This window comes from Halorubrum tebenquichense DSM 14210, assembly GCF_000337415.1.
Classification (GTDB): Archaea; Halobacteriota; Halobacteria; order Halobacteriales; family Haloferacaceae; genus Halorubrum; species Halorubrum tebenquichense.
Window position 1 is genome coordinate 142565 of the sequence record NZ_AOJD01000027.1, and the last position, 14671, is coordinate 157235.

At 70.6% G+C, this 14671-nt stretch carries 19 protein-coding genes; 8 read left to right on the forward strand and 11 right to left on the reverse strand.

The genetic code is table 11. The features are described from left to right. Positions 1-5 precede the first annotated feature (5 nt). The 3 genes from C472_RS04300 (at position 6) to C472_RS04310 (ending at position 1378) form a co-directional block, all read left to right on the forward strand. Positions 6-290, forward strand: coding sequence for a DUF7545 family protein (locus C472_RS04300; protein WP_006628574.1), 285 nt, complete (start codon positions 6-8; stop codon positions 288-290). Positions 291-369: 79 nt separating this feature from the next. Next, entirely contained in the window at positions 370-813 is a 444-nt protein-coding gene (locus tag C472_RS04305) for a hypothetical protein (RefSeq protein ID WP_006628575.1), read from the forward strand. Positions 814-868: 55 nt separating this feature from the next. Then, a complete protein-coding gene (locus C472_RS04310) occupies positions 869-1378 on the forward strand; it encodes a GIY-YIG nuclease family protein (protein ID WP_006628576.1) in 510 nt (169 codons plus the stop codon). Positions 1379-1440: 62 nt separating this feature from the next. On the opposite strand, the gene C472_RS04315 is transcribed toward C472_RS04310, so the two are convergent. From C472_RS04315 to C472_RS04325, 3 genes are all read right to left on the reverse strand, one after another. After that, positions 1441-1923, reverse strand: a complete 483-nt coding sequence (locus C472_RS04315; protein WP_006628577.1) for an acyl-CoA thioesterase — start codon at positions 1921-1923, stop codon at positions 1441-1443. 98 nt (positions 1924-2021) lie between these two features. Next, on the reverse strand, positions 2022-2480 hold the full coding sequence (locus tag C472_RS04320; RefSeq protein ID WP_006628578.1) for a bifunctional nuclease family protein: 459 nt from the start codon (positions 2478-2480) through the stop codon (positions 2022-2024). A gap of 62 nt (positions 2481-2542) precedes the next feature. Further along, positions 2543-3229: an ArsR/SmtB family transcription factor gene (locus C472_RS04325; protein WP_006628579.1), complete on the reverse strand. Its 687-nt coding sequence runs from the start codon at positions 3227-3229 to the stop codon at positions 2543-2545. Between the two features lie 196 nt (positions 3230-3425). On the opposite strand from C472_RS04325, the gene C472_RS04330 reads away from it, so the two are divergent. From C472_RS04330 to purM, 3 genes are all read left to right on the forward strand, one after another. Beyond that, positions 3426-5201 (forward strand): TraB/GumN family protein, encoded by a 1776-nt coding sequence (locus C472_RS04330; RefSeq protein WP_006628580.1) that lies wholly within the window; start codon positions 3426-3428, stop codon positions 5199-5201. Further along, positions 5198-5872: a metalloprotease gene (locus tag C472_RS04335; RefSeq protein WP_006628581.1), complete on the forward strand. Its 675-nt coding sequence runs from the start codon at positions 5198-5200 to the stop codon at positions 5870-5872. The genes C472_RS04330 and C472_RS04335 overlap by 4 nt, the downstream gene beginning before the upstream one ends. 110 nt (positions 5873-5982) lie before the next feature. Further along, on the forward strand, positions 5983-7014 hold the full coding sequence (gene purM, locus C472_RS04340; RefSeq protein ID WP_006628582.1) for a phosphoribosylformylglycinamidine cyclo-ligase: 1032 nt from the start codon (positions 5983-5985) through the stop codon (positions 7012-7014). 370 nt (positions 7015-7384) lie between these two features. Here purM and C472_RS04345 read toward each other — a convergent pair whose 3' ends face one another. The 3 genes from C472_RS04345 to C472_RS04355 form a co-directional block, all read right to left on the reverse strand. After that, positions 7385-7678: a DUF6360 family protein gene (locus C472_RS04345; RefSeq protein WP_006628583.1), complete on the reverse strand. Its 294-nt coding sequence runs from the start codon at positions 7676-7678 to the stop codon at positions 7385-7387. 28 nt (positions 7679-7706) lie between these two features. Further along, entirely contained in the window at positions 7707-9485 is a 1779-nt protein-coding gene (locus C472_RS04350; RefSeq protein WP_006628584.1) for a nitrite/sulfite reductase, read from the reverse strand. An 80-nt stretch (positions 9486-9565) separates the two neighbouring features. Continuing rightward, positions 9566-9883: a hypothetical protein gene (locus C472_RS04355; RefSeq protein ID WP_193788341.1), complete on the reverse strand. Its 318-nt coding sequence runs from the start codon at positions 9881-9883 to the stop codon at positions 9566-9568. A 215-nt stretch (positions 9884-10098) separates the two neighbouring features. On the opposite strand from C472_RS04355, the gene C472_RS17975 reads away from it, so the two are divergent. Beyond that, complete coding sequence (locus tag C472_RS17975; protein ID WP_275039735.1) at positions 10099-10227, forward strand: hypothetical protein; 129 nt, start codon at positions 10099-10101, stop codon at positions 10225-10227. Further along, entirely contained in the window at positions 10224-10412 is a 189-nt protein-coding gene (locus C472_RS04360) for a hypothetical protein (RefSeq protein ID WP_006628587.1), read from the forward strand. Before C472_RS17975 ends, C472_RS04360 begins: the two co-directional genes overlap by 4 nt. Before the next feature lie 8 nt (positions 10413-10420). Here C472_RS04360 and C472_RS04365 read toward each other — a convergent pair whose 3' ends face one another. The 5 genes from C472_RS04365 to leuC form a co-directional block, all read right to left on the reverse strand. Then, on the reverse strand, positions 10421-10960 hold the full coding sequence (locus C472_RS04365) for a CBS domain-containing protein (RefSeq protein WP_006628588.1): 540 nt from the start codon (positions 10958-10960) through the stop codon (positions 10421-10423). A gap of 107 nt (positions 10961-11067) precedes the next feature. Further along, on the reverse strand, positions 11068-11442 hold the full coding sequence (locus tag C472_RS04370) for a DUF555 domain-containing protein (RefSeq protein ID WP_006628589.1): 375 nt from the start codon (positions 11440-11442) through the stop codon (positions 11068-11070). A gap of 84 nt (positions 11443-11526) precedes the next feature. After that, entirely contained in the window at positions 11527-12525 is a 999-nt protein-coding gene (locus C472_RS04375) for an isocitrate/isopropylmalate family dehydrogenase (RefSeq protein WP_006628590.1), read from the reverse strand. Continuing rightward, on the reverse strand, positions 12522-13178 hold the full coding sequence (gene leuD / locus C472_RS04380; protein WP_006628591.1) for a 3-isopropylmalate dehydratase small subunit: 657 nt from the start codon (positions 13176-13178) through the stop codon (positions 12522-12524). Before leuD ends, C472_RS04375 begins: the two co-directional genes overlap by 4 nt. Further along, positions 13175-14596, reverse strand: coding sequence for a 3-isopropylmalate dehydratase large subunit (leuC, locus tag C472_RS04385; protein WP_006628592.1), 1422 nt, complete (start codon positions 14594-14596; stop codon positions 13175-13177). Before leuC ends, leuD begins: the two co-directional genes overlap by 4 nt. Positions 14597-14671: the final 75 nt, after the last annotated feature.

Genomic DNA, 14671 nt, shown 5'->3' on the forward strand with positions numbered 1-14671 from the left:
CGCGTATGGGAGAGACAGAGACCTACACGGTCACCGGTCCCGACGGTGACGAAGAGTCGTTCGAACTGCCCGCCGGCCTCGTCGACGTGCTCAGCGAACAGGGCGAACCGTCGACGGCGGTCGTCTCCGACGTGGTCGTTCAGGCGATGGCCCAGCAGGCCCACGTCATCGTCCACCACAGCGAGGGGGACGTGCCCGAGGACATCGCGGAGATGGAGGAGACGGCCGCGGAGCTGTTCGAGGAGCGCTTCGGTCAGCCCCTCGAAGAGGCGCTCGGCCACTCGCACTGAGCGGGTTCAATGCCGCGTTCCACCCGAACCGGTTCGCCCCGACCGGCCGCTTAAGCCGGTCGAGACCCTACCTTCTCACATGACTACGGACCCGGACGGCGCTGACGCTCCGGTGTTGATATTCGACGGTGACTGCCCGTACTGCTCGGTCGCGGCGGTCGCGCTCCGCCGGCTCGACGGGGTCGTCGCGGTCCCGTGGGAGGCCGACCCGGTCGGGCGGTTCCTCGACGCGCAGTTCGGCGCGCGCCCGTTCGCGATGGTGTTCGTCGACCCCGTCGAGCGCCGCGTCTACGCCGGCCGCTCGGCCGCGGAAGAGCTGGCGAACCGCGCCGGGACCCCCGGGATCGTCGGGGGGCTCGTCCGCGACAACTACGACACCATCGCCGGCGTCGTCGGCGCGCTCTCGGGCCGCGACCGCGACCCGGACGACTTCCACGACACCTACTCGCTCGACGACGACGCCGGCGAGCTGATCGGGTCGCTCCGGGCGGCCGCGGACGAGGCCCCGACCGCGCTGTCGTGATGTCGGCGGCGACGACTCGACCGGCGGCGAGCGATAGCTCGGGGACGACGGACCGATGAGCGACGCCGACGGCGGCAGCTACACGCTCGTCGTCGACCTCGCGGCGGACGCGACCCTGTCCGCGGGCGCGCTCGGCGAGCACCGGCTCCCGACGGGCGCGTACGCGTACACCGGCAGCGCGCTCGGGTCCGGCGGCTTCTCGCGGGTCGACAGACACCGGCGGACCGCGCGCGGCGACCACGACGTGCGCCACTGGCACGTCGACTACCTGCTGGGGCACCCGGCGGCGCGGATCGACCGCGTCGTCCGGAGCCGCGGCGTCGACGTCGAGTGCGCGGTCGCGCGTCAACTTCCGGACGGACCGATCGACGGGTTCGGGGCTTCCGACTGCGACTGCCCGAGCCACTTGGCCGATGGCGGCGGGGACGACGCCGGGGCCGACCCCGACCGCGGCGACGCCCGCAACGCCCTCGCCGAGCGCACGCTGGCGGCCCACGAGGCGGCGGTCGCGGAGTCCGACGACCCGGACGCGACTGTCGACGTCGTCGCCGGTTCGGGGGAGTAAGGCCCGGAGAGGCGGTCCGAGGAGCGAAGCTCGAAAGAGCGGGGTTCGACCGGACTGCCGTCTCAGAGGTCGTACCGATCGACGACCTGTCGGAGCTGTTCCTCCCGTCCCTCCATGGCGTCCTCGCGGAGGACGCGCTCGTCCTCGGACGGGCACTCCAAGTCCGGGACCGGGGTCGGCCGCCCCTCCTCGTCGAGCGCGACGAAGGTGAAGTAGGAGGTGGTCGTCCGGCGCGTCTCGTCCGTGCGGGGGTTCTCGGCGCGCACGTCGACTTTCACGTCGACGCTGGTCCGGCCCGTGTTGAACACGTATCCCTCGATAATGGCGACCTCGCCCATCTCGATGGGCGCGATGAAGTCGACGTGGTCCATCGAGGCGGTGACCACCTGCCGGTTCGCGAACCGCATGCCGGCGATGGCACCGCAGATGTCCATCCAATGTAACACCGTCCCCCCGAGCGCGCGGCCGAGGTTGTTCGTGTCGTTCGGCAGCAGCATCTCCGTCATCTCGGTGTGGGAGGAGCCGAGGGTGGCCGTCTCGTCCATGCGCTCCGTGGGAGGGCCGGCGACTTGAACGGCGGGCTTCGCGTTTCGGGACGAGAACGCCCGGGGAAGAGCGATAGCGGGGCGCGAGCGGTCCGGTTTCAGCGTTCCTCGGAGGGGTCGCCGTCCCCGCTGAAGCGTATCGAGTCCGGCGGACGGCCCGCCTCGTCTATCACCGCGTCGGTGACGACGATGGGGCAGTCGACGCGGACGGCCAGCGCGAGCGCGTCGGAGGGGCGGGCGTCGAAGACGAACCGCTCCGGCTCGCCGTCGTCGTAGCGCTCGGCGTCGACCTTCGCGTAGAAGGTGCCGTCGCGGAGGTCGTCGACGCGGACGCGGTCGATAGCGCCGCCGAACTCCGTGAGGATCTCGACGAGGAGGTCGTGGGTGAGCGGTCGGTCGAACGGTTCGCCCTCCAGCGCCATCCCAATCGACTGTGCCTGGTCGCCGCTGACGAATATCGGGACGTACTCGCCGCGCGCCGAGAGGATCACCGCCGGGACGTCGCCGCTCGGCGCTGAGCCCGCACCGACCCCGACGACCTCGGCCTCGTGTTCCATACCGGAACGTGGTGGCGGCGGCTTGAATAGCTGTCCCACGCCCGGCGCTCGGGGCGGCGGCGCTACGCCGACGCGCGGTACCAGTACGCCCACGCGAGCGTGAAAACGAGCGCGGCACCGAGGAAGAAGACGACCCCGGGTTCGACGAGCGAGACCGCGTACTCCGCCAGCGGGTCGCCGACGAGTTCGATCGCGCCGTCTGTCGCGTCCGCCGCCGTCTCCGGCTCCGGCGCGCTCTCTATCGTCGGTCCGTCGGCGGCGGCTCCGGCGTCGTCGCCCTTGGAGACGCCCGCGCCGGCCCCGGCGAGCGAGCCGACGGCGAGGAGCCGTTGGGCCGCGACCGCCGCGAGGCCGATCAGCCCGTAGCCGCCGAGCAGGCGCATGAGGGCGGTCTTGATCCCGGCCGACTCCTCGGAGCCGCCGGAGAACAGCACGAGCGGCTCGTCCGCGGCGGCGTACACGTCCATCTCGCGGCCCTTCTCGGAGTAGGCGGTGTCGACGACGTCGACGAGGTCGGCGTCGTCGAGCCGCGCGAGGTGGTACTGGACGTTCTGGAGGGAGGTGTCGACCTCGTCGGCGAGTTCGGACTTTGTCGCCGGGCGGTCGTGGAGCGTCGAGAGGATCGTCCTGGCGGTCTCGGAGCCGAGGGCGGCGATGAGGTCGTCGGCCTCGTCGTCGTCGACGCCGACGACCCGGGGTTCGCGCTCCTCGGGCGTCGCGTCCGGCAGGGAGGGCAGCAGCCGGGACATGTGCTGCCGTGAGGCGCGTGAGGATACAAACTTGTTGGATCGGCGGGGACGCTCGATGTCGTTAGAGCTGCGGGGACGCCCGTCGAGACGGCGGGAGGGACGGTCGGATCGGCGGGGAGCGTCTCCCGCGAGTCGCGGCGCGGGGTTCCGAGACCGACTCACAAACCCTAAACGCGGTGACCGAGTACGACGGGTGATGACAGAGACGTCACGGGGGAGCGAGGAGGCACCCCCGTCGACCGACGGGTCCCCGCGGACCGACGGTTCCGGCCTCGACGGGGAGGCGAACCGCGGTCCCGACGGCGGCGGGAGCGTCACGGTCGTCGGGACGGCGCACGTCTCCGAGCGCTCCGTCGACCAAGTCGAGGAGACGATCGAGCGGGAGCGGCCCGACGTGGTCGCGGTGGAACTCGACGAGGGGCGGTACCGCCAGCTCAACGGCGAGACGCCGGACGACCTCGACGCGGGCGACCTGCTCAAGGGGAACACCGTGTTCCAGTTCCTCGCGTACTGGATGCTCTCGTACGTCCAGACGCAGCTCGGCGAGCGGTTCGACATCGAGCCGGGTGCCGACATGAAGGCCGCCGTCGACATCGCCGAGTCGCTCGGGATCGACGTCGCCCTAGTCGACCGGGACATACAGACCACGATCCAGCGGTTCTGGGCACGCATGACGCTCGCGGAGAAGCTCCGGCTCGTGGGCGGGCTCGCGTTCGGCGTCAGCGACCCCCGGGTCGCCGGCGTGATCGGCGGGCTGCTCGTCGGGATCGTCGCCGGGCCGGCGATCGGGCTCTTCGGTGGCGCGGTCGGGATCACGAACGCGATACTGACGAGCGTCGCCGCGGGCGTCCTCGTCGCCGTCGTCGTCGGGATCGCCGTCGATCAGGTCGGCTCGCTCGCGCTCTCGCCGGACCAGCGGCTCTACGCCGCGGTCGGCTCGGGGCTCGCCCTCGGCGTCGCCGCCGGGCTGACCGGGGTCGCGGACGGGCTCGTCTCGACGTACCTCGGCGGCTTCGCGGTGACCGCGATCGGCGGCTTTGGGATCGGCATCGGCCTCGGGCTGGTCGTCGGCGCGGTCCTCGCGCTCGCCGTAGGGGCGTTCGCCGGCGGCGACGGCGACGTCGAGGCCGGCGGGATCGAGGAGCTGGACGCCGCCGACCTCACCGACACGGACGTGGTGACGATGATGATGGAGGAGTTCCGGCAGTTCTCCCCGGGCGGCGCGGAGGCGCTCATCGACGAGCGCGACGCGTTCATCGCCCACCGGCTCGTCGCGCTCCGCGAGGCCGGCCACGACGTGGTCGCCGTCGTCGGGGCCGGTCACCAGGCCGGAATCGAGGGGTATCTCGCGAACCCCGCGACGCTCCCGCCGATGGAGAGTCTGGTCGGCGAGGAGTCCGGCCGGGGCCTGCCGTGGAAGAAGGCGATCGGCTACGCGATCACGGTCGGCTTCGTCGGCTTCTTCCTCCTGCTGGCGCTTGGCGGGGCCGGAAACGCGTTCCTGATCCGGCTGTTCGGCGCGTGGTTCCTGATCAACGGCGTCTTCGCGTTCGCGTTCGCGAAGGTCGCCGGCGCGCGGTGGCTCTCGGCGGGCGTCGGCGGCGCGGTCGCGTGGATGACCTCGATCAACCCGCTGCTCGCGCCCGGCTGGTTCACCGGCTACGTCGAGCTCAGGAGCCTGACGGTGAACGTCGCCGACATCGGGGCGCTCAACGAGCTGCTCGGCGACGAGAGCCGGTCGATGACGGACCTGCTCTCCGCGATGCTGGACGTGCCGCTGTTCCGGCTCATCGTGGTCGTCGCGATGACGAACGTCGGGAGCATCGTCGCGAGCTTCCTCTTCGCGGCGTACGTCATCCCGGCGATGTTCGGAGCCGAGGTGGGCGGCGTCGAGGACGTCGGTCGCCTGCTCGTCGACGGCGCGGTCAACGGGGCCGATCTCGTCCGCGGCGCTGTCGGGGGGCTGGCATGAGCGCCGGCTCGACCCTCTCGGGGCGGCGGATCGCGGGGCTGTACTTCAGCGGCACCGAGATCCGGGACCTCCTCGTCGCGTGGCTCGCGCTCGGCGTGGCGTTCGCCCTGTTCTTCGTCGGCGGCTGGAACGGGATCACTCGGATCCTCGCCGCGGGCGTGTTCCCGCCGCTGTTCGTCGCGCTCGCGACCGCCGGGGTCGCCTTCCTCCTCCACGAGGTCGCCCACAAGGTGGTCGCGGTCCGCTACGACCAGGTCGCCGAGTTCCGCGCGGACAACAGCATGCTGTTTATCGCCGTGATGAGCTCGCTCTTAGGCTTCATCTTCGCCGCGCCGGGCGCGGTCCACCACCGCGGGCGGCTCACGCCGCGCGAACACGGCCACATCGCGCTCGCCGGCCCGGCGGTGAACCTCGGGCTGATGGTCGCGTTCGCCCCGCTGTTCGTCCTCGGCGGCGTCATCGGGAGCGACCTCGTGACCGTCCTCGGCTCCCGCGGGATCGCGATCAACGCGTTCCTCGCGGCGTTCAACCTGATCCCGTACGGGCCCCTCGACGGGAAGACCGTGATGGGGTGGAGCAAGCCGGTGTGGGCGGCCGTCTTCGTGCCCTCGGCGCTGCTCGCGGTCGGGTTGGTGTTCGTCCTCGGACTCGGGTTCGGCGGGCCGTACTGAGTGGGACCGGACGCCGTCCGCCTTCGGAACGCCGAACGGGGGCAGCCGGGACGGCCGGCCCGCCCCGGCGGAACGGTGCGTTTTTGCTCCGCGGGCGTGGCCTCACACACATGTCCGAGGGCGACGGGGGCGACGGCGAGGGATCGGGCGAGGGCGACGAACTCACCTACGCGGACGCGGGCGTCGACATCGACGCGAGCGAGGCCGCGACCGCGGCGCTGATCGGCGCGGTCGGGTCCGACCCGGACGCGGGCGACTCGGCGAGCGACTACGCCGGACTGCTCGACATCGGCGACCGCTACCTCGCGCTCGCGACCGACGGGGTGGGGACGAAGCTGCTCGTCGCGGAGGCGCTCGGCGACTACTCGACGGTCGGGGTCGACTGCATCGCGATGAACGTCAACGACCTCGTCGCGGCCGGCGTCCGCCCGGTCGCGTTCGTCGACTACCTCGCGGTCGACGAGCCGGACGAGCGGTTCGCCGAGCAGGTCGGCGAGGGGCTCTCCGCGGGTGCCGAACTGGCGGACGTCGAACTCGTCGGCGGCGAGACCGCGGTGATGCCCGACGTGATCCGGGGCCTCGACCTCGCGGGTGCCTGCGTCGGTCTCGCCGCGAAGGACGGCGTGTTCGACGGGCGGGCAGAGCCGGGCGACGCCCTGGTCGGCTGGCGCTCCGCCGGGATCCACTCGAACGGACTCACGCTGGCGCGGGAGGCCGTCACGCGCGACCACGACTACGCCGACGCATGCCCGTTCGACGGCTACGAGACGCTCGGCGAGGCGCTGCTCGAACCGACCGAGATATACACCGACCTGCTCGACCCGATGCGCGAGCACGGCGTGCGCGGCGCGGCCCACGTCACCGGCGGCGGGTGGACGAACCTCGAACGGCTCGGCGGGAACCGCTACGTGATCGACGACGCGTTCGACCCGCAGCCGGTCTTCGAGTTCGTTCAGTCGGAAGGGGGCGTCTCCGACGAGGAGATGTACCGCACGTTCAACATGGGGACCGGGTTCGTGGCCGCGTTAGAGCCCGAGGCGGCCGAGGAGTTGGCGGCGGCGACGGACGGGCGCGTGATCGGACGCGTGACGGAGGGCGACAGTGACGAGGGATCCGTCGCGATCCGCGGACTAGAGCTATAGAGGGAGGTCGGCTCTGCGTTCGACTCCGGTGTGACCGGGAGCGTCGGGGGTCCAGTTGCTCGCTATGAACTGACTGTTTTCGTCGGAGTCAGCCCGGTGTCCGTGGCCGCCGAAGCCCCAGCCGCGAGAACTCGATGCGCTCGCTGTGCTCCTCGTCGCTCACTACGTTCGCTCCTGCGGTGCTTACGTCGCACGTCTTCGCCCTCGCGGCTGCCCCTTCGAGTCCCGCCCCGCACAGTACCGCAACCGCACCTCACACCTCCCCAGCCTCGTCGACCGGTCTCCGCTTCGCTCCGACCGGTCGACTCCCTCGCGCGTGCTGGCTCGCGGCCTGTCGGCCGCTCGCAGGCACGCGCCACCGCACTAGTGGTTAGTCTTCGTCCTCTCGCTGTGCCTTCTCGACGCGGTCCGCGGTGTCGTTCAGCGCCTCGGCGAGTTCCCGGGCCTGCGCCGGCGAGAGGTCGAACTCCTCGGCGTGCGCCGGGAGGTCGTCGACGGCGGTCCCGTCGAGTTCGACCTGTAAGTTGACGTGTTCGGGGTCCTCGCGCGGCGCGGTGACGTTCACGACGCCGGGCGCTTCGGTCTCGAACTCGTGGGCCCGGACCCGACCGTCGACGAGGTCGAGGGTGGTGTACGCGTTGACGCGCAGCAGTCGGTTGCTCATGTCGAACGTGGTACGCCGCGGGCCGACTTCAGTCGTCCGCCGGCGCGGGCGGGGCGTCCTCCATCGCGTCGTTCTCGGCGTAAGGGTACCAGGTGCGCTTCGTGTTGTGGAGCATCGGGTCCTCGTAGTCGGTCTCCTTGGGTTCGACCAAGGCGTCCAACTCCTCGTCGTCGTGGCGCGCGACGAACGCGCGGAACGACTCGTCCTCGTCCCGCTCGGCCGCGAAGCCCTCGATCAGGTTCGCGATCGCGCCGGGCACCTCGTCCGCGGGTACGCGCTGGGTGACCCACCGCGCGAACCCCGGCTCGTCGCCGAGCCCGCCGCCGAGACCGACATCGAGCGCCTCCACCGGATCGCCGTCCTTGCGGGTCTTCATGCCACGGAGACTCACGTCCGCGATCTGCGGCTGCGCGCAGGAGGCGGTACACCCGGAGAGATGGATGTGGAACTCGTCGACCCCGCCGGGGAGGTCGACGTTGGCCTTCAGCCAGCGCGCGAACCGCACCTGCCGGTTCTTCGTCTCGACGATGGACAGCGAGCAGAACTCGGTGCCCGTACACGCGACCGACCCGCGCATGAACGGCGAGGGGGACGGCGAGTAGTGTTCCAAGAGCGGCTCGTCGCGGAAGGCGTCGAGCGCGTCGTCCGGCACGTCGGTGACGATGACGTTCTGTCGCTGCGAGAGCCGGACCTCGCCGGAGCCGTACTCGTCGGCCAGGTCGGCCAGTTCGAGGACGTCTCCGGCACCCATCCGCCCGACGAGGACGTTGAGCCCGACGAAGTTGCGGCCGTCCTTCTGGTCGTGGACGCCGATCAGGTCGTTGCGCTCGCCCGATCCCGTGTTGTACGTGTACTCCTCGCGGACGTCCCGGCCCGCGGTCTCCAGCTCGAAGTCGACGTACTCGTCCTGTAAGGTCTCCCGGACCGCCTCCGGCCCCCACTCGTCGACGAGGAACTTGATCCGGGCGTTGTACCGGTCCTCGCGGTCGCCGTTGTCGCGGAACAGCGCGGAGAGCCCGCCGGCGACCGCCGGAACCTTCTCCGGCGGGACCCACACGTCGATGTCGCGGGCCAGACGCGGCTCGTTGCGCGAGAGGCCGCCGCCGACGCGCACGTTGAAGCCGACGGCGTCCTCGCTTCCGTCGTTGTCGACCCCGCCCTCACCGCCGCCGACCGCCTTGTACGCCGGCTCGAACGCGAGGTCGTTGATGTCGCCCTGCCCGGAGCCGTCGGCGGAGCCGGTCACGGACACCTTCCACTTCCGCGGGAGGTTGGCGTGGTCATCGTTGCCCTTGAACGTCTCGTTGAGCTCGCGGATGACCGGCCACGCGTCGACCACCTCCTGTCCGTCCTTGCCAGCGACGGGGTTGCCGACGATGTTGCGCCAGGAATCGCCGCAGGCCTGCTGGGTCGAGAGGCCGTTCGCCTCCAGTTTCTCGAATATCGCGGGCACGTCGGAGAGTTCGATCCAGTGGAGCTGGATCGACTGCCGGGTGGTGAAGTCGGCGTAAGCGCCGCCGAAGATCGGGTTCGTCCCGGGGCCGCGGGCGTACTCGTCGGCGATCTCGCCGACGACCCGGAGCTGTCCCGGTTCGAGAACGCCGTTCGGCGTCCCGATCCGCAGCATGAAGTACCCCTCCTGCCCGTTCCGCTGGTGGTACAGCCCCCACCACTTGAAGCGCTCGAACCACGCGTCTCGCTCGTCGTCGGGGATCGAGTCGAACCCCGCCTCGGCGAACTCGAAGAGGCGGTCTCGGACCTCGTTCCCGTAGACCTCGGACTTCCAGTTCTCTACGTCCGTTGGCATCGCCACCTGCTACACCCGGCGGGGATATAGCCGACCGCACCGTGTCAACGCTTCCCGGTGGTTCCCCGAACCGGCAAACGTTACCCGTCCGAACAGTCTGTGGGGCGACGGACCGCGTCGCGGTCGATTTCGGCGAAGGAGCCGCCGTGAACCCGTCCGACGGGGATCCAGCCCGTGGTACCGTCCTCGCCGCACGCGATACACTGGCCGTACACGCGCGCCTCCACGGTCGAGCCGTCGACGCCGACCGCCTGGAAGTTCTCGACGACGAGGTCGGTGAGCGCGCAGTCGCAGAGATCCGACGCGTCGAGCCGCCACAGTTCGCTAACGCGGACTTTTCGGTCGTCGTCGACGGAGATCCACGCCCCGTCGTCGAGGACGCGCAATCGAGTGGTCACACGCCACGTTCCCCCGCCGCGGTCCAATGGGTGACGGTGGTCGCAATCGCCGACCGTTTCGATGACGCCGCGCGATCGAGAAACCGCCGGACTACACCACTTCTCCGCTAAAATTATCCTCCGAGCTACCGGATACAAAATCCGGTATCCGTGAGCGGTGGTCCGATTTACCCCCGTGGCGGTACTTATGCCTCGTGGGGGCATACCACGGTATGATGCCCGATCCGGTTCCCGACGCCACCGGCGACCGACCCGCCGGTCCGGCCGACGACGGCGAGCACCGACAGCACGCGTCCGCGGACGTAGCCCCCGAGCTCTTCGACGACGTTCCGGAGGGACGATGACCGAGCCGGGCGAGCCTCACGCGACCGGCGAGGAACGAGCGGAGGTCGACCGGGAGGGAGGCGCGGACGCCGGCTCGGATCGGGAGCCCGACGACGGGGACGAACCGAGCCACCTCGACGACGTCGAGGACGGCGCGGGCTGTACGGAGATCTGGGAGCGACTCTCCGAGCGACGCGAGGAGTGATCGCGGTCCTACGACAGCTGCGCGGCGATGTCGGCCTCCGTGATGATCCCGACCGTCTCGCCGCCGTCGGTCACCATCACGGCCTTGTAGTGGTCCAGCAGGTTCCGGACCTCGTCGACGGTCGCGGACGGCGCGACCGTCGGGAACGACTCGCTCATGACTTCGCTCACGGGGTGATCGCCGACGTTCTCGCCGGCGTGGACGACGTCGCCCTGACTGATCGAGCCGACCGGTACGCCGTTCTGGAGGACCGGGAGCTGGGAGTACGCCTCGGCCTCCATCAGCTCGACGGCCCCGCTCACGGCGTCGTCGGGCGCGACGCTGATCACGGTCTCGTTCATCAGGTCGGCCGCGCGGACGACCTCGCCTTCCGCCTCCTGGAGGGCGTTGACGATGCGGCGGAGCGTGGAGAGCCGGGGGTCGACGTCGCCGCCCTCGATCCGCGCGATGAGCGGCTGGGAGACGTCCGCGGCGTCGGCGAGTTCGCTCTGGGTCAGCTCCAGCGCCGTCCGTCGCTCGCGGAGGTCCTGTGGCGTCGGCAGTTCCATGCCGACTAATTACTTAAGGTTATTAGAAAAGCTTTCGGCACCGACCGAACTCGTGCCGCCGGGGTCATCAGCTCCGCCGTCCGAGGGGGAACCGATCGCGGTCGCCGTTATCGCGCCGGCTCCTCGTCCTCGTCGTCGCCCTCGGTCTCGAAGACGTCGATGACTTCGAGCGGGACGTCGCGGAGCGCGCCGCCGACCTCGCTTTTCGCGATCCGCTCGGCGTGCTCCTCGCTGTCGGCGTTGAACACGTCGATCTCCAAGAGGAGCCCCACGAGCGCCGTGTTCGCCGCGAGGAACGCGGCGTCGAACGGCTCGCCGCAGGCCGGACAGCCGGTGACGCCGGGTTCGACCTCGACGTACTGCTTGTCCGTCTCGTTGAGTCGCTTTCCGGCTTCGCTGACCGCGACGCCGATGGCGTCGTCGGTCTCCTCGACGTCTCGGACCAACCAGGCGGCTTCCATCGCGACCTCGTAGTTGCTCATACTCGGCCGGACGGGCCGCAGGGTTTCTTGTCTTGCGGTTCTCCCGCGGTCCGCCCGACGGCCGGGATCGCCCGCAGCGACGCCTTACAGCCGGTCGACGACCGCCGCGGTGACCTCGTCAGTCGTCGCCGAGCCGCCGAGGTCGCCGGTGCGCGGCCCGTCCGAGAGGACGCCTTCGACCGCGTCGCGCACGCGCTGTCCCTCCTCGACGTGGCCGAGGTACTCGACGAGCATGGCCGCCGAGAGGATCGCCGCGGTCGGGTTCGCGACACCCTCGCCCGCGATGTCGGGCGCGGTGCCGTGGACCGGCTCGAACAGCGCGTTGTCGTGACCGACGTTCGCCGAGGGGAGCAGCCCGAGCCCCCCGACGAGCCCGGCGGCGAGATCGGAGAGCACGTCGCCCGCGAGGTTCGGGCAGACGATCACGCCGTACTGCGTCGGGTCGAGCGGGAGCTTCGTCGCGAACGCGTCCATCAGCTCCTCGTCGGCGTCGACGCCGCGCTCCGCGGCGACCGCCAGCACCTCCTCGCGGAAGCGCCCGTCCGTCTCGCGCATCACGTTCGCCTTGTGCGCGACGGTGAATCCCTCGTCGTGGTCGCCGGCGGGACCGCGACCGTCTTCGACGAACTCGCAGGCGTACTCCGCCAGCTCGCGCGAGGCCGACGAGGTGACGACCCGCGTCAGTGTCGAGAGATCCTCGGAGAGCCGGTCCTCGTGGCCGGCGTAGACGCCCTCGGTGTTCTCGCGGAGGAAGACCACGTCCGTCTCCGGTCGGAGCGCGTCGACACCGGGGTACGCCGTCGCCGGCCGAACGTTGACGAACGAGTCCACCGCCTCCCGCAGCGGGAGGATCACGTCGGCCGCCGTCTCGCCGGCCGCGCCGAACAGCGTCGCGTCCGCGTCCGCGGCGAGGTCGTACGTCTCGGCGGGGAGCGCCTCCCCCGTCCGCTCTTTCACCGCGTCGCCCGCGTCGGCCGCGACGAACTCGAAGTCGACGGGGAGCGCCTCCAGCACCTCGACGGCGGCGGGGACGACCTCCTTGCCGATCCCGTCGCCCTCGATGACGACGACCTCGTGGCTCACGCCCCGTCCCCCGGGACGTCCTCGGCCGGCACGTACGGCAGCGACCGGGCGGTCTCGCGGACCGCGCCCTCGTTCGCGCCCATCAGCGCCGTGGTGTCCCAGACGCCCTCGACGAGCGCCTTCCGCTGGGCGTCGTGGACCGTCGCGTCGATCGTGGTGTCGCCGTAGGTGACCGTCTCGGCGGCCACGTCGATGTCGACCTCGGCGTCCGGATTGGCCTCGACGTAGTCCTGTAGCGCCTCGATGTCTTCCTGGTCGGCCGTGACCGTCGGGACGCCGAGCGCGAGGCAGTTGCCCGCGAAGATCTCCGCGAACGACTCGCCGACGACCGCGTCGATCCCCCAGCGCATCAGCGCCTGCGGGGCGTGTTCGCGGGAGGAGCCGCAGCCGAAGTTGGCGTTGACGACCAGAATGTTCGCGCCCCGGTACTGCTCCTCGTTGAACGGGTGGTCCTTCTCGTTGTCCTCGTCGTCGAACCGCTGGTCGAAGAAGGAGAACTGGCCCAGCCCGTCGAAGGTGACGACCTTCATGAACCGCGCCGGGATGATCTGGTCGGTGTCGATGTCGTTGCCCCGGACCGGGATCCCGGTCCCGGAGACCTCGGTGACCTTCTCCGCCGGGGCCTCGCCGTCGCTGAACTCGGGCGAGCTCATACGGTCGCCACCTCCTCCATCTCGCGGACGTCGGTGACCTCGCCGGTCACCGCCGCGGCCGCGACCATGATCGGACTCATCAGCACGGTGCGCCCGTCCTTCGAGCCCTGCCGGCCGACGAAGTTCCGGTTGGAGGAGGAGGCGCTCGCCTCGTCGCCCTCCAACTGGTCGTCGTTCATGCCGAGACACATCGAACAGCCCGGCTCCCGCCAGTCGAAGCCGGCCTCTTTGAACACCTCGTCAAGCCCCTCGGCCTCGGCGGCGTCGCGGACCCGCTGGCTGCCCGGGACGACCATCGCGCGCACGTCGTCGTCGACCTCGCGGCCCTCGACGAACGCCGCGGCCTCGCGGAGGTCCTTCAGCCGCGCGTTGGTACACGAGCCGAGGAACGCCACGTCGATGTCGTACCCCTCCATCGTGTCGCCGGGCTCGACGCGCATGTGCTTCTGTGCCCGCTTCGCGGTGTCGCGGTCCTCCTCGGGGAGGTCGTCGGGGTCCGGGATCGGCTCCGTGATCCCCGCGGTCTGTCCCGGGGTCGTGCCCCACGTCACGGTCGGTTCGATCGCGGAGCCGTCGATGGTGACCACGTCGTCGTACTCGGCGTCGCCGTCGGTCCGGATCGACTCCCAGTAGGGTTTCAGCCGCTCGAACGCCTCCGGATCGTCCGCGAAGGCGTCGGTCCCCTTCAGCCACTCGTAGGTGGTCTCGTCCGGGTTGACGTAGCCCGCGCGAGCGCCCCCCTCGATCGACATGTTACAGATGGACATCCGGCCCTCCATCCCGAGGTCCTCGATGGCCTCGCCGGCGTACTCGTACACGTAGCCGACGCCGCCGTCGGTCCCGAGCTTTCCGATGATCGTGAGGATGATGTCCTTCGCGGTGACGCCCTCGCCGAGCTCGCCCGTCACCTCGATCCTGCGGACCTTCTGTTTCTCCATCGCGACGCAGCCGGTCGCTAACACGTCGCGGATCTGCGAGGTGCCGATGCCGAACGCCAGCGCGCCGAACGCGCCGTGCGTCGACGTGTGCGAGTCGCCGCAGACGATCGTCATCCCCGGCTGGGTGAGCCCCTGCTCCGGGCCGATGACGTGGACGATCCCCTGATCGCCGGAGTCCGGGTCCGAGAAGTCGATCCCCGAGCCGCGGACGTTCGCCTCCAGCTCCGCCATCATGCTCTCGGCGGCCTCGTCGCGGTACGGGCGGTCGCGGTTGCCGGTCGGCACGATGTGGTCGACCGTCGCGTGCGTGCGCTCCGGGAACGCGACCTCCTGTCCGCGCTCCTTCAGCATCCCGAACGCCTGCGGGCTGGTGACCTCGTGGACGAGGTGGAGCCCGACGAACAGCTGGTCCTGTCCGGTCGGCAGCCGCGTCACCTTGTGGCGGTCCCACACCTTGTCGTACAGCGTCCCCTCGCTCATCGGGGATCACCCGCGTGGCGCGTGGGATTCGGGGAGCCCGCGGTCTCGCCGGAGCGGTTCGCGTCGGCGCGTACG

What these genes read in the sequence shown, in the direction of transcription:
- C472_RS04300 (WP_006628574.1), top strand. Translation starts at nt 6, where the DNA reads ATGGGAGAGACAGAGACCTACACGGTCACCGGTCCCGACGGTGACGAA.
- C472_RS04305 (WP_006628575.1), top strand. Translation starts at nt 370, where the DNA reads ATGACTACGGACCCGGACGGCGCTGACGCTCCGGTGTTGATATTCGAC.
- C472_RS04310 (WP_006628576.1), top strand. Translation starts at nt 869, where the DNA reads ATGAGCGACGCCGACGGCGGCAGCTACACGCTCGTCGTCGACCTCGCG.
- C472_RS04315 (WP_006628577.1), bottom strand. Translation starts at nt 1,923, where the DNA reads ATGGACGAGACGGCCACCCTCGGCTCCTCCCACACCGAGATGACGGAG.
- C472_RS04320 (WP_006628578.1), bottom strand. Translation starts at nt 2,480, where the DNA reads ATGGAACACGAGGCCGAGGTCGTCGGGGTCGGTGCGGGCTCAGCGCCG.
- C472_RS04325 (WP_006628579.1), bottom strand. Translation starts at nt 3,229, where the DNA reads ATGTCCCGGCTGCTGCCCTCCCTGCCGGACGCGACGCCCGAGGAGCGC.
- C472_RS04330 (WP_006628580.1), top strand. Translation starts at nt 3,426, where the DNA reads ATGACAGAGACGTCACGGGGGAGCGAGGAGGCACCCCCGTCGACCGAC.
- C472_RS04335 (WP_006628581.1), top strand. Translation starts at nt 5,198, where the DNA reads ATGAGCGCCGGCTCGACCCTCTCGGGGCGGCGGATCGCGGGGCTGTAC.
- purM (WP_006628582.1), top strand. Translation starts at nt 5,983, where the DNA reads ATGTCCGAGGGCGACGGGGGCGACGGCGAGGGATCGGGCGAGGGCGAC.
- C472_RS04345 (WP_006628583.1), bottom strand. Translation starts at nt 7,678, where the DNA reads ATGAGCAACCGACTGCTGCGCGTCAACGCGTACACCACCCTCGACCTC.
- C472_RS04350 (WP_006628584.1), bottom strand. Translation starts at nt 9,485, where the DNA reads ATGCCAACGGACGTAGAGAACTGGAAGTCCGAGGTCTACGGGAACGAG.
- C472_RS17975 (WP_275039735.1), top strand. Translation starts at nt 10,099, where the DNA reads ATGCCCGATCCGGTTCCCGACGCCACCGGCGACCGACCCGCCGGTCCG.
- C472_RS04360 (WP_006628587.1), top strand. Translation starts at nt 10,224, where the DNA reads ATGACCGAGCCGGGCGAGCCTCACGCGACCGGCGAGGAACGAGCGGAG.
- C472_RS04365 (WP_006628588.1), bottom strand. Translation starts at nt 10,960, where the DNA reads ATGGAACTGCCGACGCCACAGGACCTCCGCGAGCGACGGACGGCGCTG.
- C472_RS04370 (WP_006628589.1), bottom strand. Translation starts at nt 11,442, where the DNA reads ATGAGCAACTACGAGGTCGCGATGGAAGCCGCCTGGTTGGTCCGAGAC.
- leuD (WP_006628591.1), bottom strand. Translation starts at nt 13,178, where the DNA reads ATGAGCTCGCCCGAGTTCAGCGACGGCGAGGCCCCGGCGGAGAAGGTC.
- leuC (WP_006628592.1), bottom strand. Translation starts at nt 14,596, where the DNA reads ATGAGCGAGGGGACGCTGTACGACAAGGTGTGGGACCGCCACAAGGTG.